This is a genomic window from Telluria sp. ZT3P26 (genome assembly GCF_059686035.1).
In genome coordinates this window covers 234,607-255,292 of record NZ_JCASII010000005.1, presented here as the reverse complement: position 1 = coordinate 255,292, position 20,686 = coordinate 234,607, and the positions used below count along the sequence as shown (strand labels likewise).

The following is a 20,686-nucleotide window of genomic DNA, read 5'->3' as shown; positions in this document are numbered from 1 at the left end:
CTACGTGGGACGACTACCGGGCCGGCGAACCGGCCCGCGAAGGCAGAGCAGCAAATCAGGCAGCGTAGACCGGGTACTTGCTGGTCAGCTTCTTGACTTCGCCCTTGACGCGCTCGATGGTCGCGGCGTCGTGCGGGTTGTCCAGCACGTCGGCGATCAGGTTGCCCACGGTGACGGCGTCTTCTTCGACAAAGCCACGCGTCGTGAAGGCCGGGCTGCCCAGGCGGATGCCCGACGTGACGAACGGCTTCTGCGGGTCGTTCGGGATGCCGTTCTTGTTGCAGGTCATGTGTGCCTGGCCCAAGATCGCTTCGGCTTCCTTGCCGGTCAGGTTCTTGGCGCGCAGGTCGACCAGCATCACGTGCGATTCGGTGCGTCCTGACACGATGCGCAGGCCACGCGCGGTCAGCGTGTCGGCCAGTGCCTTGGCGTTCTTGACGACCTGCTGCTGGTACGTCTTGAACTCGGGCGTCAGCGCCTCTTTGAACGCGACGGCCTTGCCGGCGATCACGTGCATCAACGGGCCGCCCTGGATGCCAGGGAAGATGGCCGAGTTGATGATCTTCTCGTGCTCGGCCTTCATCAGGATGATGCCGCCACGCGGGCCGCGCAGCGACTTGTGCGTGGTCGAGGTGACGAAGTCGGCGAACGGCACCGGGTTCGGGTACTCGCCCGCAGCGATCAGGCCGGCATAGTGGGCCATGTCGACCATGAAATAGGCGCCGACTGCCTTGGCGACCTTGGCGATGCGCTCGAAATCGATCTTCAGCGAGAACGCCGACGCGCCGGCGATGATCATCTTCGGCTTGTGCTCGTGCGCCTGGCGCTCAAGGGCCTCGTAGTCGATGTCTTCTTCAGCGGTCAAGCCGTACGAGACAACGTTGAACCACTTGCCGGACATGTTCAGCGGCATGCCGTGGGTCAGGTGACCGCCTTCGGCCAGCGACATGCCCATGATCGTGTCGCCTGGTTTCAACACGGCGAAGAACACGCCCTGGTTCGCCTGCGAACCCGAGTTCGGCTGCACGTTGGCGGCTTCCGCGCCAAACAATTGCTTGAGGCGGTCGATGGCCAGTTGCTCGACGATGTCGACGTATTCGCAGCCACCGTAGTAGCGCTTGCCCGGATAGCCTTCGGCGTACTTGTTGGTCAGTTGCGAGCCCTGCGCTTCCATGACGGCTGGCGAGGTGTAGTTCTCGGACGCGATCAGCTCGATGTGGTCTTGCTGACGGACGTTTTCCTTCTGAATGGCATTCCACAGATCCGGATCGACATTGGCCAGCGTATGGTCTTTAGCAAACATGTAAAACTCCAATCGATAGTATTCCAGGCAACGAGCGGCGCTGTGTGCGGGTGCGGGAGCCAAAGGGCGCGGGCAGCCGCGATCGAACGCGTACCGGTTGATGGCTGCCCAGGCGAACGGCGTATGGCGTCTCACGTTCCCCGGTGGGTACCCACCTTTGCCGCGCTGCGCACCAATCGGTGGCGCTCGTGCGGTGTTTCGCCAGTTACGTGAGACGTAAAGTCCGCAAATTGTACTGAACTCCCCATTGAAGGGCAAGGAAAGCGGGGAATGGGCCGCCCGCCGCGACCCGCTGGTCATTTCGGCTACAATTTTGCGTTCTTGCTCAGCTGTCTCACCGCGCACTCATTGCCCACCTTAAGGATTCATCATGATCGTCCTCATTACCGGCGCCTCGGCCGGCTTCGGCGCCGAAATGGCGCGCACCTTCGTCTCGCACGGCCATCGCGTGATCCTGGCAGCCCGCCGCACCGATCGCATCGCCGATCTGGCCGCGGAGCTGGGCGACGCCGCCCTGCCGGTGACGCTCGACGTCACCAGCCGCGCATCGATCGAGGCGGCGCTGGCCGGCTTGCCAGCCGACTGGAAAGGGATCGATGTGCTGATCAACAATGCCGGCCTGGCGCTCAACACGGTGCCGGCGCACGAAGTGCCGCTGGACGACTGGGACACCATGATCGCCACCAATTGCAAGGGCCTGGTGACGATGACCCGTCTGGTACTGCCCGACATGGTCGCGCGCGGCAGCGGGCTGGTGATCAATATCGGCTCGACCGCCGGCCACTACCCTTACCCGGGTGGCAATGTGTACGGCGCCACCAAGGCCTTCGTCGAACAGTTCACGCTCAATCTGCGCGCCGACCTGGTCGGCACGGGCGTGCGCGCCACCAATCTGGCGCCGGGGCTGTCCGGTGGCACCGAGTTTTCGAACGTGCGCTTCAAGGGCGACGATTCGGCTGCGGCCAAGGTGTACGAAGGCACGACGCCACTGAGCGCGAAGGACATTGCCGATACCGCCTACTGGATCGCCACGCTGCCGCCGCACGTGAACGTCAACAGCATCGAACTGATGCCGACCTGCCAGGGCTTCTCGCCATTCACGATCAAGCGTGCCTGATGCAAGCGACACCTGCTCGGGCCTCCGCGCGGGTGTCGACCAGGCCAACCAGAAGCGCGTTCGCCATTTGTGAGAAAATGTTACAGTGATTGGTCTTTTTGCTACGCTTCAAGTCTACTACTGCCCAAAAGCACGATTTCGTGCGAGGGCTACGTAAGTATTTTCCGCGCTCAATGTTCTTTAGCGGACATATCGAGAAGGAAACTCGCGTAGAATGTTTCTCATGTTCATGTATCGGCAGTAACAATGTCTTCAGTATTTAACTGGCCAGTCAGGGTGTATTACGAAGATACCGACGCTGGCGGCATTGTTTTCTATGCCAACTACCTGAAATTCTTTGAACGCGCCCGTACCGAATGGCTGCGCGCGCTTGGCGTGCAGCAGCAAGCCCTGCTCGATGCGGACAACACCGCCTTCGTCGTCAAGAACGTGACGCTCGACTACCACGCTTCGGCGCGCCTCGACGACCAGTTGACGATCCAGACCAGCGTCGCCAGGCTGGGCCGCGCATCGGTCCAGTTCCTGCAGCAGGCCTGGCGCGGTGACACCCTGCTCAATACGGCCAGCGTGACCGTGTGTTGTGTCGATATTGCCACAATGCGCCCACGCCCCTTGCCCGACCACGTGGCTGCTAAAATGCGTGCCGCCTGAATCCATTCCTAGATAATTCGCCCATGACCGTCACCCCAGACCTTTCATTCGTCGCCCTGATCGGCAATGCCCACGTGCTGGTGCAATTGATTATGGCCTTGCTGCTGCTGCTGTCGATCGTGAGCTGGACCTACATCTTCCGCAAGGTATTCGCGATCCGCGCCGCGCGTGCGCAGACCGAGCAGTTCGAACGCACCTTCTGGGCCGGCGGCAATCTGCACACGCTGCATCAGAGCGCCAGCAGCCAGCGCGACCAGAGCGGCGCCTTGGCCCGCATCTTCGAGTCCGGCATGGGTGAATTCATCAAGGGCAAGCAAGCCTCGCGCGAAACGCTCGACATGAACTCGGTGCTCGACGGCGCCCGCCGCGCGATGCGCGCCTCGTTCCAGCGCGAACTCGATGCCCTGGAATCGCACCTGAACTTCCTGGCGTCGGTCGGTTCGGTCTCGCCGTACATCGGCCTGCTCGGTACCGTCTGGGGCATCATGAACGCATTCCGCGGCCTGGCCAGCGTCGAGCAAGCCACGCTGGCGATCGTCGCGCCCGGTATTGCCGAAGCACTGATCGCCACCGCCATCGGCCTGTTCGCTGCAATCCCGGCCGTGGTGGCATACAACCGCTTCACGCACGATATCGACCGCCTGGCCAACCGCTTCGAGAGCTTCGTCGAAGAATTCTCGAACATTCTCCAGCGCCAGTCGCGCTGATCGGGGGAGACTGTCCATGGCCTTTTCCAGCAGCATGCGCGGCGGACGTCGCCGCAAGTTGAAGTCCGAGATCAACGTCGTGCCGTACATCGACGTGATGCTGGTGCTGCTCATTATTTTCATGGCAGTGCCGGCCAACCAGGCGCCGAGCGTAGTGAACCTGCCGCGCGCCGAGAAATCGGCGCTGCCGCCGGACACCTATATCCAGATTTCGATCGAGCCCGAAAATCGCCTGTCGATCGGCGTGCAGGGCAAGGGACGCGTGGCGCAGGAAGACGTGGCCGACCGCTCTGCCCTGCTGCAGCGCCTGCGCGCACTGCATGAAGAACACCCTGATTATCCGGTGCTGATCGCGGGCGACCGCGAGAGCAAATACGACGACGTCATCCAACTGATCTCGGAAGCCAAGAAGATGGGTATCAACCGGGTTGGCCTGGCCACCCAGTGATGTCGATGCATTGATGCCTAGAATATGCCCGAAATAAAGCCAGACAACGCCGGCGTACCGTACCACGTGCCGCCCGAACCGAGCCGCCTGCCATCGTTCCTGCTGGCAGTGGCCGTGCACGCCGCGTTGCTGGCGTTTCTGTGGATCGGCGTGAGCTGGACGGCCAAGACGCCGATCACGGTCGAGGCCGAAGTATGGGACATGTCGGTGCAGACGGCCGCCGCGCCCGAGTTGCCGCCCGAGCCCACGGTGCAGCCAGAGCCAACCCCTGAGCCGGAACCAGCGCCGGAACCGGAACCCGTGCGCACGCCGCCACCGCCGCCACCGCTACCGGTGGTCGAGCAACCGGCACCGACGCCGGCGCCGGACATCGCGCTGCAGCGCGAAAAGGAACGCAAGGCCGAGGAAGCGAAGAAAAAAGCGCTGGCCGAGAAGCGTGACGCGGAAAAACGCGAGCGTGAAGAAAAGCTCGCCGAGCAAAAGAAGAAGGACGAGGCCGAGCGCAAGCTGAAAGAAAAAGAAAAAGAGCTGCTCGCGAAGAAGGAAGCGGACGAGAAGAAAAAAGAAGCCGACAAGAAAGCGGCAGCGCTGGCCGCGGCGGAAAAGAAAAAAGAAGCGGACGAGAAAAAGAAAGCCGATCAGCTGGCGGCTGCTGCCGACAAGAAGAAAGCGGACGCGGCCAAGGCCAAGGCGGCCGCGGCCGAAGACGCCAAACTCGCGAAGCTGCGTGCCGATGAACTCAAGCGGATGGCTGGCGCGATGGGCAGTGGCGGCAGCGCCGCCAAGTCGACGGGCCCGAAATCGGATGGCGGTTATATCGCCGCGATCACGGCGGCCATCAAGAGCAGCACGGCCTATCCGGGTAACACCGATGTGTCGGGCAATCCGCGCGCCACGTTCCGTGTCGACCAGTTGCCGACCGGTGAAATCATGTCGGTCAGGTTGGTGAAAAGCAGCGGTGTGCCAGAATTTGACAGGGCAGTGGAAAATGGTATCAAGAAAGCATCGCCACTGCCCAAAAAGAAGGACGGGACGGTAGAGCGTACGCTAGACGTGAATTTCTCGATGCGCGATTACGATTGATTCGGTTCGAACCAGTTTTACAAGAGAAACTATGAAAAAAATCCATTTCCTGCTGTTTAGCGCTTCCCTCGCCATGGGATCGGCAGCCAATGCGCAGCTGCAAATCGAAATCGCCGGTGTCGGCAGCAACCAGATTCCGGTCGCCATTGCGGCCTTCGCCGACGAATCCGTCGCACCCGACAAGGTCTCGGCCGTCATCCGCGCCGACCTCGAGCGCAGTGGCGTGTTCAAGGTCATCGACGCCGGCCAGGTCATCAGCGACCGCGACGCTGGCAGCATCAACCTGGCTGCCTTCAAGGCCAGCGGCGCCGACGCGCTCGTGGTCGGCAGCGTGTCCAAGCAACCGGATGGCCGTTTTGCCATCCGCTACAAGCTGATGGACACCGTCAAGGGCGGCGAAATCTCGCAGATGGGCGGCGAAGTCCAGCCCCGCTACACGCGTCTGCAGGCGCACCGCATTGCCGATGACGTCTATGAAAAGCTGACCGGCGTGCGCGGCATCTTCTCGACCCGCATCGCCTACGTCAAGGCCGACAGCGGCGCCAAGCGCTATGTGCTGGCCGTGTCGGACGCCGATGGCGAGAACGAAGTCATCGCCACCCAGGGCAAGGAACCGATCATTTCGCCATCGTGGTCGCCGGACGGCTCGAAAGTCGCCTACGTCTCGATGGAAGACCGCAAGCCGGTCGTGTATCTGCAAGACCTGATGACGGGTCGCCGCAACGTGATCTCGAACCAGAAGGGCAACAACTCGGCGCCATCGTGGTCGCCGGACGGCTCGACGCTGGCCGTGGCCCTGTCGAAGGACGGCAATACCGAGATCTACTCGGTCAATTCGGGCGGCACCGGCCACAAGCGGCTGACCAACAACCCGGCGATCGACACCGAGCCACAATATTCGGCCGACGGCCGGACCATTTATTTCACGAGCGACCGCAGCGGTGGCCCGCAGATCTACAAAATGAGCGCAGCCGGCGGCAACGCCACCCGTGTGACGTTCAATGGCAGCTACAACATCAGCCCGCGCGTGTCGTCCGACGGCAAGACGCTGGCCTGGATTTCGCAGCGCGGCGGCGCTTACTCCTTATATGCGATGGACCTGGCCAGCGGCCAGGAACTGCGCCTGGCCGATGGGGCCACGGAACCGAGTTTTTCGCCTAACGGCAAGTACATCATGTATGCAACCAAGGGTGGCGGTCGCACCTCGCTGGCCGTGGTGTCTGTGGATGGACGAGTCAAGCAACGCTTGACAACCAAAGCGGGAAACATTCGGGAGCCCAGCTGGGGTCCCTTCATGAAGTAAGAAGTAAAACCTCAACATAACAGGAGAAAATCCATGCGCAACTTCAAGAGTGTAGCTTTCATCGTTTCCACCGCAGCCCTGCTGGCCGCCTGCTCGTCGCCAACCAAGCTGAACGAAACCCCGGTCGTCGAGAAATCGCCAACCCCGGCAGCGCCAGCTGCTGATCCACGCGACATCAACCCGGTCCAGACCGGCAGCGTCGATCCGCTGAACGACCCACAAGGCGTTCTGGCCAAGCGCAGCATCTACTTCGACTACGACAGCTTCGTCGTGCGCGCTGATGGCCAGCCAGTGGTCCAGAACCACTCGGCGTTCCTGACCAAGAACACGTCGCGTAAAGTCCTGATCCAGGGCAATACCGATGAACGCGGCGGCACCGAGTACAACCTGGCCCTGGGCCAGAAGCGTGCTGAAGCCGTCCGTCGTTCGATGGCGTCGCTGGGCGTGTCGGAAGGCCAGATCGAAGCCGTGTCGCTGGGCGAAGAAAAGCCAAAAGCCACCGGCAGCAACGAAGAATCGTGGGCTGAAAACCGCCGCGCAGACATCGTCTATCAATAATCGATTCGGCTGAACAAGCCGGACAGGTTCGATTGACAGGGGGCGGGACGCAGTGCAGACTGCTACCCGCCCCTTGTTTTATCTCAGCAACCGCCGAAGTCACTGGCTTAGTAGAAAGAACACAACGCTTATGCTCAAACTGTCCAAGTCCCGCCTCGCATGCCTCGTGCTGGCCCTGTCGATGCCGCTGCACGCCGTCGCCGGCCCGTTCGACGACGAAGAAGCGCGCAAGGCCATCCTGGACCTGCGCACCAAGGTCGACAACATCACGCGCGACCTGACCGCACGCATCGACAGCAAATCGGACAAGACGGTGCAGATCGAGATGCTCAACCAGCACGAGCAGACGATGCAGGAAATCGCCCGCCTGCGCGGCCAGATCGAAGTGCTGGCCAACGAAGTCGCCAAGGCCCAGAACAGCCAGAAGCAGCTGTACGCCGACCTCGACGCCCGCCTGAAGAAGGTCGAGCCTCGCGCCGAAATGATCGACGGCCAGACGGCCGAAGTGCTGCCGACCGAAAAGACTGCGTACGAAGCCGCCACCGCCCTGTTCCAGTCGGGCGACTACAAGGGCGCCTCGGTCGCGCTGCAGGAATTCGTCCGCCAGTACCCGCAGTCGCCGTACGCTTCGAATGCGCAGTACTGGCTCGGCAACACCTTCTACGCACTGGGCGACTACAAGAAGGCCATCGCGGCGCAGCAGGTCGTCACGACCACCTACGGCACCAGCCAGAAGGTCCCGGACGCGATGCTCAATATCGCCAGCAGCTACGCCCTGCTCAAGGACAACAAGAACGCGAAGAAGTCGCTGCAGACGCTGGTGGCAAAGTACCCGGATTCGAGCGCCGCGCAGACCGCGCGCGATCGCCTGGCGTCGCTGAAGTAACGACACGGAGATGCGATACGCCGGGCGCGGCATTTGACAGCGTCCGTGTCGCCCCCTATAATCTTGCTTCTTCGGGTCGTTAGCTCAGCTGGTAGAGCAGCGGACTTTTAATCCGTTGGTCGCAGGTTCGAATCCCGCACGGCCTACCAAAGATTCAGCAAAAAAGCCAACCTTCGGGTTGGCTTTTTTGTGTTCCGCACACATTAGGATGATCGCACCATGACTTATGAAGATTTTCTCGACGAGGTGACCACGCTCCTCACGGAGATGTATGACCTCACCGACGAAGCGGCGATCAAGCTGGTGGTCGACGCGCAAGCCAACGATTACTTCGTCGCGCACGACGACAAGGAAGAGCTGCGCACCGCCGAACAGGCCAAGCTGGACGCCACCGCGCTCCACGAAGGCAAGCAGAACCGCAACCAGACGCAGCGCAAGCAGCAACAGCGTCATGTGCAGAAGAAAAAAGCGGTGTAAGAACCGTAGGGTGGACGGCTATGCCGTCCACGCGTTCAACATGCGCTTGAATTCTCGGCAATTCGGCGATCGTTGAACGCGTGGACGGGAAACCCGTCCACCCTACGACCAGTCAAGCCGCCACCGCCGGATGCGCCTGCTTGCGGTACAAGAACTCCAGCACCTGCCGGCGATGCTCGGTATAGCGCGCATCCTGCGCCAGCGCCACCCGGTCTCGCGGGCGCTCGAGTTCCACGGCGACGATCTCGCCGATCGTCGCCGCCGGCCCGTTGGTCAGCATGACGATCCGGTCCGACAGCAGCACTGCCTCGTCCACATCGTGCGTCACCATCACCACCGTGGATTTGGTCGCCGCCACGATCTTGAGCAGCTCGTCCTGCAAGTGCGCCCGCGTGAGCGCGTCGAGTGCGCCGAATGGCTCGTCCATCAACAGCACCTTCGGCTGCATCGCCAGCGCCCGCGCGATGCCGACACGCTGCTTCATGCCGCCCGAGATTTCATGCGGCCGCTTCGTTTCCGCGCTCGTCAGGCCCACCAGCGCCAGCGCATCCATCGTCCGCTCGCGCAACTGCGCGCGTGATTCCAGTGAGCCAAACACCCGCTCGACGCCCAGGTGGATGTTCTCGTAGCACGTCAGCCATGGCAGCAGCGAATGATTCTGGAACACCACCGCGCGCTCCGGTGACGGGCCGCCGATCTCGCGGCCAGCGCAGATCAGCACGCCCGCCGTCGGCTTGAGCAGCCCGGCGACCAGGTTCAGCAGTGTCGACTTGCCGCAGCCCGAGTGGCCGATCAGCGTGATGAATTCGCCCTTGCGCACTGTCAGGTCGACCCCCTGCAGCGCCTGGAACACGCCCTTCTTCGTGTGAAACGCCATCTCGACGCCGGCGATGTCGATGAATTTCTTTTGCAGTTCGTCCATGATCGAAACCCTTTCAGTTAGCCACTTGTTCGTGGGTCAGTGCGCGCGCCAGCGACACCAGCGCCAGTTCGAGCAGCAGGCCGACGACGCCGATGATGGCAATTGCGATGATGATGTGCGCCACGTTCAGGTTGTTCCACTCGTCCCACACCCAGAAGCCGATGCCCACGCCGCCGGTCAGCATTTCGGCTGCGACGATGACGAGCCATGCGGTGCCAATGGCCAGGCGTACGCCGGTCAGGATGTACGGCAGCGCCGATGGCAGCAGGATCTTGGTGAGGATCTTCCACTCCGACAGGTTCAGCACGCGCGCCACGTTCATGTAGTCCTGCGGCACACGCTGCACGCCGACGGCCGTGTTGATGATCATCGGCCAGATCGAGCAGATGAAGATCGACCAGATCGCCGCCGGGTCGGCCGACTTGAATACCAGCAGGCCAATCGGCAGCCAGGCCAGCGGCGAGACGGGCTTGAGCAGGCTGATGATCGGGCCGAACATGCGGCTGACGAACTGCACGCGCCCGATCACGAAGCCCAGCGGAATCCCGATCAGTGCCGCCAGGCCGAAGCCGATCGCCACGCGCTGCAGCGATGCCAGCACGTTCCAGCCGATGCCCTGGTCGTTGGGGCTGTTGCGGTAGAACGGATCGGCAAACAGTTCGAGCGCCGCATGCCACGTGACCAGTGGCGATGGAAACGCCTCGTTCTGCGCGGCGATCACCTGCCAGACCAGCAGCACGAGCGCGATGCCGGTCAGCGGCGGCGCCACGCGCCGGACTGCCGTGGCAAACGGCTGCGCGCGACGTGCAGCGACGGCAGCGGCCGGCTTGCGCGGCGTCGCGGTGCGTGCCGGCCCGCTGACGGCCACCGGCACTGGCGCCGGCTCGTGGGGAACGGATTTCAACAGGGCATTCATGACGGCTCCTCGCAGTACGGGTGAATGGTCAAGCCTTGACCTTGAACGACGCGGCATACGCCTGTGGGTTCTTGCCATCCCACACGGTGCCGTCCATCAGCTTCGATGTGCGCAGCAAGCCCGCCGGGACCGGCGTCTTCGTCATCGTCGCGGCTTCCTTGTACAACTGCACCTGGTTGACCGCCGTGGCCACCGCCAGGTAATCCGGATCGGTCTTGAGCAGGCCCCAGCGGCGATGCTGCGTCATGAACCACATGCCATCGGACAGGTACGGGAAGTTGACCAGGCCGTCGTTGTAGAACTTCATGTGGTTCGCGTCGTCCCAGGTCTTGCCCATGCCGTTCTGGTAGCGGCCCATGATGCGCTGGTCAATCGCGTCCTTGCTGGTGTTGACGTACGATTTGGCGGCGATCACTTCGGCCATCTTGTTCTTGTTGGCCAGCGATGCATCGATCCACTTGCCTGCTTCGAGGATGGCAGCCATCATCGCGCGGCACGTGTTCGGATTGGCTTTCGCGAACGCCAGCGTCGAGCCCAGTACCTTCTCGGGGTGGTCGCGCCAGATGTCCTGGGTCGTCGTGGCCGTGATGCCGATGCCATCCATGATGGCGCGGTGGCCCCACGGCTCGCCGACGCAGAAGCCGTCCATGTTCCCGATGCGCATATTGGCCACCATCTGCGGCGGCGGCACGGTGATCACCTTGGCGTCCTTCATCGGATTGATGCCGTTGGCGGCCAGCCAGTAATACAGCCACATCGCGTGGGTGCCGGTCGGGAAGGTTTGCGCGAACGTGTAGTCGCGCTTTTCGGTGCGCATCAGTTTGGCGAGCGAGGCGCCGTCGACCGCGCCCTTGGTGGCCAGTTGCTTCGACAGCGTGATGGCCTGGCCATTGTTGTTCAGTCCCATCAGCACGGCCATGTCCTTCTTCTGGCCGCCAATGCCCATCTGCACGCCGTACAGCAGGCCGTACAGCACGTGGGCGGCATCCAGGTCGCCATTGGCAAGCTTGTCGCGCACGCCGGCCCACGAGGCCTCTTTACTCAGCACGAACTTGACGCCGTATTTCTTGTCGAAGCCCAGCACCGACGCCATCACGACCGATGCGCAGTCGGTCAGCGGAATGAAGCCGATTTTGATCTCGGTCTTCTCGGGTTTGTCCGATCCCGCTGCCCATGCCCCGCCCCCGGCCAGCCCCAGCAGGCCGCCAGCCGCTGCCAGCGAGGCACCCTGGATGATGTTCCTGCGCGTCCCGTCGACGTTCGTGCCGGTGGACGGGTTGCCCTGCGCTTGACGCTGTTGATTTTCCATTGCGAATCCCAAAAAGTGATCAGGCAAAAAAAAACGACTACCCCACATGAACGTGTTCATGCGTTGGTAGACGTCGTTGTCCGGGGAGGCGGGCCAGCATTGGCATGCACCTCGTGCGCTCCGTTGCGCATCAGTCATTACGCAAGCTTCGTGCCAGTGGCCTCCGCAGAGTGCGGCGCAAGAATGGCCACGCTGCGGTGCACCGCAGCATGGCGTGCGCGGCGCACTACGATCGCGCAGCGCCTCTTTTTGGACGGCGCTGCAGGCCGGGCAAGCCGGCTGTCCGTACGCGCGCACGGTTGACAACGTGGCCTTCCACAACCCGATGCGTGCATGCTAGGATTGTTTATTGCCTCAAACACAAGCAGAAGCACAGTACCGACCGTGCACCGCCGGGGCCTGCAACTGGAGCCAACCATGCACACCGAACAAGCGCAGCGTCACCGCACGCCGATCCATACGGCGACCGCCGTCGACCGCAGCAATCCCAAGAAGCCGCGCCGGCATATCGCGCAAGACATCGTCTCGGGCCGCCGCCGCCTGCGCCAGCGCATCGGCGTGGTCGCCGTCGTCTGCATCGGCCTGGCCACGCTGCTGGTCGCGTTCGAGTAAGCCGGGCTATACTGCGCCATTACCCGTTCAGCCAGGATCGCATGTCGCTGTTGCACACGCTACGCATTACGCACACCAGCACGGCCCTGCGCCGCTTGCTCCTGTGCGCATGCGCGCTGATCCTGGCGCTGCAACTCATCGGCAGCTCGTACCACGACCATGACCTGGCCGAGCAGCTGTCCGACTGCGTCAGCTGCCAGGTTGCAGCGCATGCCACGGCCGACCTGCCGGCCGTGTCGCCACAATTGCTGGCCGTCTTCCTGGCGGTCGCCTACCTTCTGGCGCGCCTGCCGCGCCCTGCGCCCTTCTACCGGCGCCAGTACCTGATCCCTTCCCCCCAGGCGCCACCACGCCACCAGTCCGTCCACTGATTCGTTCGTGCGCCGCCGCGGCTGCCAGCGTGGCCTGACGGCGTAGCGGCACGAGTCATCTCCATCCCGTTTGCCGGCGCGGCACCTGTGCGCGCGTCTGCATCCGGCGCGCACGCTGCATGCGTGCGCCGGCATACCTTGTTGACTTTGAAAGAACACGATGACCATGACCACTCCTGCCATGGAAGCGACCGGCGTGACCGTCGCCTACGGCGCCACGACCGTCCTGCGCGACCTGAACCTGCGCGTCGCGCGCGGCGAAATCTACGCCCTGCTGGGCGGCAATGGCGCCGGCAAATCGACGACGCTCAACGCCTTCCTCGGCTTTCTCGCACCGCAGGCCGGCAGCGTGCGCGTGTGCGGCATCGACGTTGCCGCCGACCCGCTCGCCGCGCGCGGCCAGCTTGCCTACGTGCCGGAAAACGTCGCACTCTATGAACACCTGAGCGCCCGCGAAAACATCGACTACTTCCTGCGCCTGGCCGGTAGTCACCCCATCGACGCCACCATCGACGATGCCTTGCGCGCGGTGCGGCTCGACCCGGCCGCATGGACGCGGCGCCTGGGCGGCTACTCGAAGGGCATGCGCCAGAAGGTCGCGATCGCGCTCGCCGTGGCGCGCCAGGTGCCGCTGCTGCTGCTCGACGAGCCGACCACGGGCCTGGATCCGCAGGCCACCAGCGAATTCAACACGCTGCTGCAGGACTTGCGCGCACGGGGCAGCGCCATCTTCATGGTCACGCATGATCTGCTGGGCGCCGCCGAAGTGGCGGACCGCATCGGCTTTCTGGAGCGTGGCCACATCAGCCACGAAGTGGCCGCCAGCAGCGCCGAACGCTATGACGTGCGCGACCTGTACCGGCGCTACGCCGGCGCTGCTGCCAGACCGGAGGCCGCATGAGCGTTTCCCAAGCACTGCCCGCAGTTGCCTTGGGCGAGTGGCGCGCCATGCTGCGCAACCAGGTGGCCGTGGCCGCCGGCATCCTGATGCTGGCGCTCACGCTCGTGGCGATCGTCGTCAGCCATGAGCGTGTCAGCGCCGTGAATGCCGAACGGGCGCGCTTCCAGAGCACGGTCGATGCCCAGTGGGCCAACCAGCCGGATCGCCACCCGCACCGTGTCGTCCATTACGGGCACTATGTGTTCCGGCCATTGAGTCCCCTCGCCTTCTTCGATTTCGGCGTCGATCCGTTCACCGGCAGCACGCTGTTCCTGGAAGGTCACCGCCAGAACAGCGCCAACTTCAGCGACGCCGCCCAGTCGTCGGTGCTGCTGCGCTTTGGCCAGCTGACACCGGCTTTTGTCCTGCAGGTGCTCACGCCGCTGCTGATCGTGTTCCTCGCCTTCGGCAGCGTCGCACGCGAACGCGAGCGCGGCCAGTTGCGGCTGCAGATCGTGCAGGGTGTCCGTGGCACGACGCTGTTGCTTGGCAAGCTCGTGGCCCATGCGGGTGTGGCGCTGCTGCTGGGCGCGCCGGCCTTCATTGCGCTCGTGGTGATCGCCGTCGTGCACCCGGCCGTCGCGGCCGAGGCGATCGCGTTGCTGGGCGGGTATGCGCTGTACCTGCTGGTGTGGGTCGTGGCAGCGGTGCTGGTATCGGCCTCGCTGCCCCGGGCGCGCGATGCGCTGCTGGCGCTGGTGGCCGGCTGGATCGTCACGGCAATCCTGCTGCCGCGCGTGATGCCCGATGTCGCGGCTGGCGACGTGAATCGCCCGAGCCGCATCGAAACCGAGGTCGCCATCCACGAGCGGCTGGCGGCGATCGGCGACAGCCACAACCCGGACGACCCGTACTTCAATGCGTTCCGGGCGCGCACGCTGCAACACTACGGCGTGACGCGCGTGGAAGACCTGCCGGTTAATTACAGCGGCCTGTTGATGGCCGAGGGTGAGCGCATGACCAGCGCCCTGTTCGACGAATTCATGCGCGCCGATTACGCACGTCAAACTGCGGAAAGCGCGATCGTCCATTCGGCCAGCGTGGCCAGTCCGCTGATCGGGCTGCGTCGCATGTCGACCGCCCTGTCCGGCACCAATCTCGACAGCCATGCGCGCTTCCTGCTCGAAGGTGAACGCTACCGCTACGCCTTCGTCCAGCGCCTCAACGGCCTGCACGTCAATGTCGTCACGCCCACCGGCGCCGGCGACGAGCGCATCGACAAGCACCACTGGGACGACACGCCGCGCTTCGGCTACGCCCCTGCACCGTTCGCCGAGGTCGCTGCGCGCCACGCCTGGCCTGCGTTTGCCCTGCTGGGCGGCTGGCTGCTGGCGTTGTTGGCCATCGGCGGCTGGGTCGCCAAACGCCTGGAAAGGAATCCGGCATGAAAACGTACTTTCTTGAACTGCGCCAGATCGCGCACTCGCGCCTGGCCGTCGGCGCCGTCGTGCTGCTGGCGCTGCTGTCCGCGCTGTCGGTCTGGACCGGCCTGCACGCCGTCAACCAGCAGCGCGCCACGCTCGAGCGCATCGCCACAAGCCATGCCCATGACCATGCGGCCATCCTGGCAACGCAGCTACGCAGCGGAAGCGCCGAAGCCGGTGCGGTCGGCTACTACCTGCCACACCTGACCGTCAATCCGCCATCGCCACTGGCGTTTGCCGCGATAGGTGGGCGCGACCTGCAGCCGTCGGCGCTGCGCGTGCGGATTCTCGGGTTGCAGTCGCAGTTGTACGAATCGGAGTCGATCAATCCCGAGCTGGCCATGCCGGGGCGCTTCGACTTCGCGTTCGTGCTGGTGTACCTGACGCCGCTGTTCGTCATCGCGCTGATGCACGACCTGGTGTCGAGCGAACGCGAAGCCGGCCGCCTGCGCCTGCTGGCATCCCTGCCGAAAGGCGCGGCCGATACCTGGCGCCGCCGCGTCGGCCTGCGCTATGGATTGTTATGGCTGGCCGCCCTGCTGCCACTGGCCGTGGGCGCCTTCATCGCCGGCGCCGGCGTGACGGGCTTCGGCCAGATCGCGCTGGTGGCAACGCTGTACCTGGCGTTCTGGTTCGGGCTGGCGGCCTGGGTGGCGGCGCGTGCGCGCACGTCGGCGGGCAGCGCGGCGATCCTGCTGGCAAGCCTGGTGGGGCTGACGATGATCCTGCCAACGCTGGCCGATGCGGGCATCGCGCGCCTGTCGCCGGTGTCGAAGGGTGTCGAGCTGGCGCTGGCGCAACGCCAGGCCGTGCACTCGGCGTGGGACGTGCCCAAGCCCGAGACGTTCGAAAAATTCTTCCGCACGCATCCAGAATGGAAGGACACGGCGCCGGTCACGGGGCGCTTCCACTGGAAATGGTATTACGCGATGCATCAGGCAGGCGACGACGCGGTGGCACCTGGCGTGGCGCAGTATCGCGCCAGCATGCAGGCGCGCGAAGACTGGACTGCGCGCGCGGGGCTGCTGCTGGCGTCGGTGAACGTGCAGGTGCTGCTGCACCGGCTGGCCGATACCGATCTGGCCTCGCAACTGGCGTACCACGACCGGATTGGCGCGTATCACACGCAGCTGCGGCAGTTCTTCTATCCGTACCTGTTCGGCGAGCGGCCGTTCACACCAGGCGATGCGGCAAAACTGCCCGTGTATGACGGCAGTGCGATGAAGGGAACGCTGGCGCCGGGACAGTTGCTGGCGCTGGCCGTGCTGGCATTGATGGCGCTGACAGTGGGCCTGCGCACGTTGCGCACGGTGCGGTAGGAAAGGCGGCGTGGCCGCCTTTCCCGGACCGCGTCAGAACTCTTCCCAGCCGTCGCCGGTGCTGGCGTTGGCTGGCTCGGCCTTCGCCGGCTTTGCAGCCGGCGCGGCATCGGCGCGGGCTGTCGTGACGACTGGCTTCACCGGCGCTTTTGCAGGCGCTTTTGCAGGCACTTTTGCAGGCACATTCGCAGGCGCCTTCTCCACCGGCTCCGGCGCTGCATTGGTCACCATCTTCGGCGCGCTGGTCACCGCGCGCGGCTTGGCCACGACTGCGCGCACGCCTGCCGGCGTGGCAAGCTTGAACTCGCCCACGGTCTGCGCCAGCTTGGCCGCTTCTTCCTGCAGCGAGGTCGCCGCCGCCGACGCCTGCTCGACCAGCGCCGCATTCTGCGTGGTCACCTGATCCATCTGCGCAACAGCGCCGTTGATCTGCTCGATGCCGGCCGTCTGTTCCTGGCTGGCGGCGGTGATCTCGGCCATGATGTCGGTCACGCGGTTCACGCTTTGCACGATTTCGGCCATCGTCGTACCGGCGCGGTCCACCAGTTCCGAGCCGTGATGCACCTTCTGGACCGAATCGTCGATCAGCACCTTGATTTCCTTGGCCGCCGCCGCGCTGCGCTGCGCCAGGCTGCGCACCTCGCCCGCCACCACCGCAAAGCCGCGGCCCTGCTCGCCGGCGCGCGCTGCCTCGACAGCTGCATTCAGGGCCAGGATATTGGTCTGGAACGCGATGCCGTCGATCACGGCGATGATGTCGACGATGCGCGTGGCCGACGTGTTGATCGCGCCCATCGTCTGCACCACCTCGGCCACCACGGCGCCGCCCTTGCCCGCCACTGCCGATGCCGACGTGGCCAGCGCATTGGCCTGGCGCGCATTGTCGGCGTTCTGCTTGACGGTCGACGTCAGTTCTTCCATCGACGAGGCGGTTTCTTCCAGCGAACCGGCCTGCTGCTCGGTACGCGATGACAGATCCAGGTTGCCAGCTGCAATTTCGCTCGACGCGGTGGCGATATTGTCGGTGCCGGTACGGACCTGGCCGACGATGCGCACGAGCGATTCGTTCATGTCCTTGAGTGCCCGCAGCAGGCGCCCGGTTTCATCGGTCGAGGTGACCTCGATGGTCTGGGTCAGGTCGCCCTGGGCGACGGCGCCGGCGATCTTCACGGCCTGCTCGAGCGGGCGCACGATCGCGCGCACCAGCAGGTAGCCGACCAGCGCAGCCATGATGAGGCCGAAGGCCAGGCCGGCCAGGCACACCGCGCGCACAAGTTCGAAGTTTGCCTGCGACGCCTGATATTCGGCCAGTGCGGCAGCCTGCTGTTCGTTGATCAGCCGGATGCCCAGCGTATTGAGCGATGCGTACAACTGCGTCATCGGCCCGTTCAGCAGCTGGGTCGCCTGCGCATTGTCATTGGCGCGGATCGCGGCCACTGCCGGCAACAGGCCGCCATCGAGAAACGCCTTGCGCGCTGCGGCGATCTCCCCGACCAGCGCGCGATCTTTCTCGCTCATCGGAATCTGCGTGAACTCGCCCCACAGCTTGTTGATGGTGGCGCTCGTTGCGGTGACGGTGTCCATGGCGGCGCTGCGCTGGCCCGGATCGGTCAGCGTGACCGCCTTGGCCACGGTCAGCTGGTTCGCCGTGATCAGCTGGGTGACTTCCCCGGCCTGGCTCAAGCCGACCAGACGGCGATCGTACATCTGCTTGAGCTCGGCATTGGCAGTGCCAAGGTTGTAGATGCCGATGACGGCGCCGGCGATGAGCTCGACCGCGAGAAAGGCGATGACAAAAATGAGGCGCGACTTGATGCTGAGATGTTTGAACATGTTCGCTGGACTGGCTGATGAAAGAATAAGGGGTGTTTTATTGGATTATAGAAACTTTGCCTTACCTGTGGGAAGTATTGACCGGGAGATTGACCGGTTCCCTATGCAAGCCGGGAAGTACGTCGCTGCGCAGCAACAACCCGTGGCTAACCGCGCATTGGCAAAAATGACAATCGCACTGTGAACCAGCAACTTTGTCGATAAAATGACATGATTGTCCACGCCGTCCCATCGAAGCCCCCATGACACTTCCCGTCCTGCTCAACCTGGCCATCGCCCTGGCTGTCTGCGTCTTCCTGTACCGCCTGCAGGCCAATTACGTGTCGTTCACCAAGCGCGTGTTCGCCGGCCTTGGCCTGGGCGTCGTGCTCGGCGCTGCGCTGCAGGTGATGTACGGCGTGGGTGAACCCGAGATCAAGGCCACCAACGAATGGCTGAACGTGATCGGCAGCGGCTATGTCCAGCTGCTGCAGATGATCATCATTCCATTGATCATGGTCTCGATCATCCAGGCAATCCTGAAGCTGCGCGACGCCTCGTCGCTCGGCAAGATCAGTACGCTGACCATCGGCATCCTGCTCATCACCACCATCGTGGCGGCCTCGATCGGCATCCTGATGGCCAAGCTGTTCGGCCTGACAGCGGTCGGCCTGACCTCCACCGCCGCCGAAGTCGCGCGCGGCGAGTACATGCAGGGCAACCTGGCGGCGGCCAAGGAACTGTCGCTGCCGTCGCTGCTGCTGTCCTTCATCCCGGCCAACCCGTTCCTCGACATGACGGGCGCGCGCAAGACCTCGACCATCGCGGTGGTGGTATTCGCGATCTTCATCGGCGTCTCGGCCACCGGCATCGCCGGCAAGAAGCCGGAAGTCTTCACGTCGTTCAGCAGCTTCGTGCACGTGGCGCACGTGATCGTGATGCGCATGGTCACGCTCGTGCTGCGCCTGACCCCGTACGGCGTGTTCGCGCTGATGGCCAAGGTCGTCTCGAGCTCGAGCTGGCAAGACATTCTTGGCCTGCTCAACTTCGTGGTCGCCTCGTATGCGGCGCTGGCGCTGATGTTCTGCGTCCACCTGGCGATGGTCGCAGCAGCGGGCCTGAAGCCATGGCGCTACGTGAAGAAGATCTTCCCTGTTCTCGTGTTCGCGTTCACCTCGCGCACCAGCGCCGGCTCGATCCCGATGAGCGTGGCCACGCAGACCGCGCGCCTGGGCACGCCGGAAGGCACGGCCAACTTCGCCGCGTCGTTCGGCGCCACGATCGGCCAGAACGGCTGCGCCGGCATCTACCCGGCCATGCTGGCGGTGATGATTGCGCCGACCGTGGGCGTCGATCCGTTCACGGCCGCGTTCCTGCTGCCGCTGCTGGCGATCATCGCCTTCGGCTCGATCGGCGTGGCCGGCGTGGGCGGTGGCGCCACGTTCGCGGCGCTGATCGTGCTGTCGGCGATGGACCTGCCGGTGGCGCTCGCGGGCCTCTTGATCTCGGTCGAACCGCTGATCGACATGGGCCGCACGGCACTGAACGTCAGCGGCTCCATCGCTGCCGGTACCGTCACCAGCCGGGTCATGGGCCAGACCGACATGCGCGTGTTCGACGACGATGCCGACATCAACCTGGACAGCGAGGCGCGGGCCGTCTGACGCCGCAAGGCGGTGTCGGCGCACGGAACAATCGTGCGCTGAGGCCGTCGCGAATCCTTCTATGATGACGCCAAGATAACTTTTTGGCGGACTTTATGGAACAAAAATGGCCACAAGAAATTTGGGTCGTGCGGCACGGCCAGAGCGCCGGCAACGTCGCGCGCGACCTGGCTGAAGCAGCCGCAGGGCACCGCATCGACATCGCCGAACGCGACGTCGACGTGCCCCTGTCCGACCTTGGCGAGCGCCAGTCCGACGCCCTCGGCGCCTGGTTCGCGGCGCTGCCCGCAGCGCAGCGCCCGACCGTCGTCCTGCATTCACCGTACGTGCGCGCCACCGAAACGGCCAACCTCGTGATGCGCCACCTCGACCGCGACAACCTGTGCGTCCTCCAGGACGAGCGCCTGCGCGAAAAGGAATTCGGCGTGCTCGACCGCCTGACCACGCACGGCATCGCGCACCACTTCCCCGACCTGTACGAGCAGCGCAGCCACGTCGGCAAATTCTATTTCCGTCCGCCTGGCGGCGAGAGCTGGTGCGACGTGATCCTGCGCCTGCGCAGCGTGATGGACACGCTCGAACGCGATTTCAGCGGCGAGCGCGTCTTGATCGTTGCGCACCAGGTCACGGTCAATTGCTTCCGTTACCTGTTCGAGCACCTCACCGAAGCGCAGATCCTCGAATTCGACCGCAACGGCGATGTGCCGAACTGCTCCGTCACGTCCTACGAATTCGATCCCGACGCGGGCAAGCGCGGCGACCTGGCGCTGCGCCTGGTCAATTTCGTCGCGCCGCTGGAAGAGACCGGCACGCCGGTCACGGTGGCCAAGGACGTCGCGTCCGCCCCCAACGCGTAAGGTCGAC

21 protein-coding genes, 1 tRNA gene and 1 riboswitch are annotated in these 20,686 nt (G+C 64.1%); of the genes, 17 read left to right on the top strand and 5 right to left on the bottom strand.

Features of this window, described 5'->3' with window-relative positions; all coding sequences use genetic code 11:
* Positions 1-55: 55 nt before the first annotated feature.
* A complete protein-coding gene (gene glyA, locus AC56LN_RS17575) occupies positions 56-1,303 on the bottom strand; it encodes a serine hydroxymethyltransferase (protein ID WP_332529821.1) in 1,248 nt (415 codons plus the stop codon).
* Positions 1,304-1,402: 99 nt separating this feature from the next.
* A riboswitch (ZMP/ZTP riboswitch) is annotated at positions 1,403-1,522 on the bottom strand.
* Between the two features lie 151 nt (positions 1,523-1,673).
* Here glyA and AC56LN_RS17570 point away from each other — a divergent pair.
* The 10 genes from AC56LN_RS17570 (at position 1,674) to AC56LN_RS17525 (ending at position 8,533) form a co-directional block, all read left to right on the top strand.
* Entirely contained in the window at positions 1,674-2,420 is a 747-nt protein-coding gene (locus AC56LN_RS17570; protein ID WP_499573661.1) for an SDR family NAD(P)-dependent oxidoreductase, read from the top strand.
* Between the two features lie 246 nt (positions 2,421-2,666).
* Complete coding sequence (gene ybgC, locus AC56LN_RS17565; protein ID WP_482898042.1) at positions 2,667-3,071, top strand: tol-pal system-associated acyl-CoA thioesterase; 405 nt, start codon at positions 2,667-2,669, stop codon at positions 3,069-3,071.
* Between the two features lie 23 nt (positions 3,072-3,094).
* Positions 3,095-3,778 carry a protein TolQ gene (tolQ, locus tag AC56LN_RS17560; protein ID WP_482898041.1) on the top strand — a complete coding sequence of 228 codons (684 nt, stop codon included), beginning with the start codon at positions 3,095-3,097 and terminating at the stop codon, positions 3,776-3,778.
* A 16-nt stretch (positions 3,779-3,794) separates the two neighbouring features.
* Positions 3,795-4,226 (top strand): biopolymer transporter ExbD, encoded by a 432-nt coding sequence (locus tag AC56LN_RS17555; RefSeq protein WP_499573658.1) that lies wholly within the window; start codon positions 3,795-3,797, stop codon positions 4,224-4,226.
* A gap of 24 nt (positions 4,227-4,250) precedes the next feature.
* On the top strand, positions 4,251-5,309 hold the full coding sequence (gene tolA / locus AC56LN_RS17550) for a cell envelope integrity protein TolA (RefSeq protein WP_499573656.1): 1,059 nt from the start codon (positions 4,251-4,253) through the stop codon (positions 5,307-5,309).
* A 31-nt stretch (positions 5,310-5,340) separates the two neighbouring features.
* Positions 5,341-6,612 (top strand): Tol-Pal system beta propeller repeat protein TolB, encoded by a 1,272-nt coding sequence (gene tolB, locus AC56LN_RS17545; RefSeq protein ID WP_499501611.1) that lies wholly within the window; start codon positions 5,341-5,343, stop codon positions 6,610-6,612.
* A gap of 33 nt (positions 6,613-6,645) precedes the next feature.
* Complete coding sequence (gene pal, locus AC56LN_RS17540) at positions 6,646-7,170, top strand: peptidoglycan-associated lipoprotein Pal (protein WP_332529815.1); 525 nt, start codon at positions 6,646-6,648, stop codon at positions 7,168-7,170.
* A gap of 130 nt (positions 7,171-7,300) precedes the next feature.
* A complete protein-coding gene (gene ybgF, locus AC56LN_RS17535; protein ID WP_499573653.1) occupies positions 7,301-8,056 on the top strand; it encodes a tol-pal system protein YbgF in 756 nt (251 codons plus the stop codon).
* 73 nt (positions 8,057-8,129) lie between these two features.
* Positions 8,130-8,205: transfer RNA gene (locus AC56LN_RS17530), tRNA-Lys, on the top strand.
* A gap of 70 nt (positions 8,206-8,275) precedes the next feature.
* Complete coding sequence (locus AC56LN_RS17525; RefSeq protein WP_499573651.1) at positions 8,276-8,533, top strand: hypothetical protein; 258 nt, start codon at positions 8,276-8,278, stop codon at positions 8,531-8,533.
* A gap of 112 nt (positions 8,534-8,645) precedes the next feature.
* On the opposite strand, the gene AC56LN_RS17520 is transcribed toward AC56LN_RS17525, so the two are convergent.
* Genes AC56LN_RS17520 through AC56LN_RS17510 form a run of 3 tightly spaced genes read right to left on the bottom strand, consistent with a single transcriptional unit; the run spans position 8,646 to position 11,680 of the window.
* Positions 8,646-9,455, bottom strand: a complete 810-nt coding sequence (locus AC56LN_RS17520) for an ABC transporter ATP-binding protein (protein ID WP_499573649.1) — start codon at positions 9,453-9,455, stop codon at positions 8,646-8,648.
* A gap of 13 nt (positions 9,456-9,468) precedes the next feature.
* Positions 9,469-10,371 (bottom strand): nitrate ABC transporter permease, encoded by a 903-nt coding sequence (ntrB, locus tag AC56LN_RS17515; protein ID WP_499573648.1) that lies wholly within the window; start codon positions 10,369-10,371, stop codon positions 9,469-9,471.
* A 28-nt stretch (positions 10,372-10,399) separates the two neighbouring features.
* Complete coding sequence (locus AC56LN_RS17510; protein WP_499573646.1) at positions 10,400-11,680, bottom strand: CmpA/NrtA family ABC transporter substrate-binding protein; 1,281 nt, start codon at positions 11,678-11,680, stop codon at positions 10,400-10,402.
* Positions 11,681-12,097: 417 nt separating this feature from the next.
* Between AC56LN_RS17510 and AC56LN_RS17505 the strand changes: the two genes are divergently transcribed.
* The 5 genes from AC56LN_RS17505 (at position 12,098) to AC56LN_RS17485 (ending at position 16,346) form a co-directional block, all read left to right on the top strand.
* A complete protein-coding gene (locus AC56LN_RS17505) occupies positions 12,098-12,292 on the top strand; it encodes a hypothetical protein (RefSeq protein ID WP_499573644.1) in 195 nt (64 codons plus the stop codon).
* A gap of 41 nt (positions 12,293-12,333) precedes the next feature.
* Positions 12,334-12,663: a hypothetical protein gene (locus tag AC56LN_RS17500; RefSeq protein ID WP_499573641.1), complete on the top strand. Its 330-nt coding sequence runs from the start codon at positions 12,334-12,336 to the stop codon at positions 12,661-12,663.
* Between the two features lie 166 nt (positions 12,664-12,829).
* Positions 12,830-13,564 (top strand): ABC transporter ATP-binding protein, encoded by a 735-nt coding sequence (locus AC56LN_RS17495; RefSeq protein WP_499573639.1) that lies wholly within the window; start codon positions 12,830-12,832, stop codon positions 13,562-13,564.
* The gene (locus AC56LN_RS17490; RefSeq protein ID WP_499573637.1) at positions 13,561-14,991 is read left to right on the top strand and encodes a DUF3526 domain-containing protein; all 1,431 of its coding nucleotides are present in this window, start codon (positions 13,561-13,563) and stop codon (positions 14,989-14,991) included. The genes AC56LN_RS17495 and AC56LN_RS17490 overlap by 4 nt, the downstream gene beginning before the upstream one ends.
* Complete coding sequence (locus tag AC56LN_RS17485) at positions 14,988-16,346, top strand: ABC transporter permease (protein WP_499573634.1); 1,359 nt, start codon at positions 14,988-14,990, stop codon at positions 16,344-16,346. Before AC56LN_RS17490 ends, AC56LN_RS17485 begins: the two co-directional genes overlap by 4 nt.
* Before the next feature lie 33 nt (positions 16,347-16,379).
* Here the strand turns inward: AC56LN_RS17485 and AC56LN_RS17480 are convergent, their stop codons facing one another.
* The gene (locus AC56LN_RS17480) at positions 16,380-18,179 is read right to left on the bottom strand and encodes a methyl-accepting chemotaxis protein (protein WP_499573633.1); all 1,800 of its coding nucleotides are present in this window, start codon (positions 18,177-18,179) and stop codon (positions 16,380-16,382) included.
* A 242-nt stretch (positions 18,180-18,421) separates the two neighbouring features.
* Between AC56LN_RS17480 and AC56LN_RS17475 the strand changes: the two genes are divergently transcribed.
* Positions 18,422-19,822, top strand: coding sequence for an L-cystine transporter (locus tag AC56LN_RS17475; protein ID WP_482898027.1), 1,401 nt, complete (start codon positions 18,422-18,424; stop codon positions 19,820-19,822).
* Positions 19,823-19,917: 95 nt separating this feature from the next.
* Positions 19,918-20,679, top strand: a complete 762-nt coding sequence (locus AC56LN_RS17470; protein ID WP_499573629.1) for a histidine phosphatase family protein — start codon at positions 19,918-19,920, stop codon at positions 20,677-20,679.
* Positions 20,680-20,686: the final 7 nt, after the last annotated feature.

Coding starts and splice junctions, on each gene's coding strand:
- glyA (WP_332529821.1), bottom strand. CDS start 1,303: ATGTTTGCTAAAGACCATACGCTGGCCAATGTCGATCCGGATCTGTGG.
- AC56LN_RS17570 (WP_499573661.1), top strand. CDS start 1,674: ATGATCGTCCTCATTACCGGCGCCTCGGCCGGCTTCGGCGCCGAAATG.
- ybgC (WP_482898042.1), top strand. CDS start 2,667: ATGTCTTCAGTATTTAACTGGCCAGTCAGGGTGTATTACGAAGATACC.
- tolQ (WP_482898041.1), top strand. CDS start 3,095: ATGACCGTCACCCCAGACCTTTCATTCGTCGCCCTGATCGGCAATGCC.
- AC56LN_RS17555 (WP_499573658.1), top strand. CDS start 3,795: ATGGCCTTTTCCAGCAGCATGCGCGGCGGACGTCGCCGCAAGTTGAAG.
- tolA (WP_499573656.1), top strand. CDS start 4,251: ATGCCCGAAATAAAGCCAGACAACGCCGGCGTACCGTACCACGTGCCG.
- tolB (WP_499501611.1), top strand. CDS start 5,341: ATGAAAAAAATCCATTTCCTGCTGTTTAGCGCTTCCCTCGCCATGGGA.
- pal (WP_332529815.1), top strand. CDS start 6,646: ATGCGCAACTTCAAGAGTGTAGCTTTCATCGTTTCCACCGCAGCCCTG.
- ybgF (WP_499573653.1), top strand. CDS start 7,301: ATGCTCAAACTGTCCAAGTCCCGCCTCGCATGCCTCGTGCTGGCCCTG.
- AC56LN_RS17525 (WP_499573651.1), top strand. CDS start 8,276: ATGACTTATGAAGATTTTCTCGACGAGGTGACCACGCTCCTCACGGAG.
- AC56LN_RS17520 (WP_499573649.1), bottom strand. CDS start 9,455: ATGGACGAACTGCAAAAGAAATTCATCGACATCGCCGGCGTCGAGATG.
- ntrB (WP_499573648.1), bottom strand. CDS start 10,371: ATGAATGCCCTGTTGAAATCCGTTCCCCACGAGCCGGCGCCAGTGCCG.
- AC56LN_RS17510 (WP_499573646.1), bottom strand. CDS start 11,680: ATGGAAAATCAACAGCGTCAAGCGCAGGGCAACCCGTCCACCGGCACG.
- AC56LN_RS17505 (WP_499573644.1), top strand. CDS start 12,098: ATGCACACCGAACAAGCGCAGCGTCACCGCACGCCGATCCATACGGCG.
- AC56LN_RS17500 (WP_499573641.1), top strand. CDS start 12,334: ATGTCGCTGTTGCACACGCTACGCATTACGCACACCAGCACGGCCCTG.
- AC56LN_RS17495 (WP_499573639.1), top strand. CDS start 12,830: ATGACCACTCCTGCCATGGAAGCGACCGGCGTGACCGTCGCCTACGGC.
- AC56LN_RS17490 (WP_499573637.1), top strand. CDS start 13,561: ATGAGCGTTTCCCAAGCACTGCCCGCAGTTGCCTTGGGCGAGTGGCGC.
- AC56LN_RS17485 (WP_499573634.1), top strand. CDS start 14,988: ATGAAAACGTACTTTCTTGAACTGCGCCAGATCGCGCACTCGCGCCTG.
- AC56LN_RS17480 (WP_499573633.1), bottom strand. CDS start 18,179: ATGTTCAAACATCTCAGCATCAAGTCGCGCCTCATTTTTGTCATCGCC.
- AC56LN_RS17475 (WP_482898027.1), top strand. CDS start 18,422: ATGACACTTCCCGTCCTGCTCAACCTGGCCATCGCCCTGGCTGTCTGC.
- AC56LN_RS17470 (WP_499573629.1), top strand. CDS start 19,918: ATGGAACAAAAATGGCCACAAGAAATTTGGGTCGTGCGGCACGGCCAG.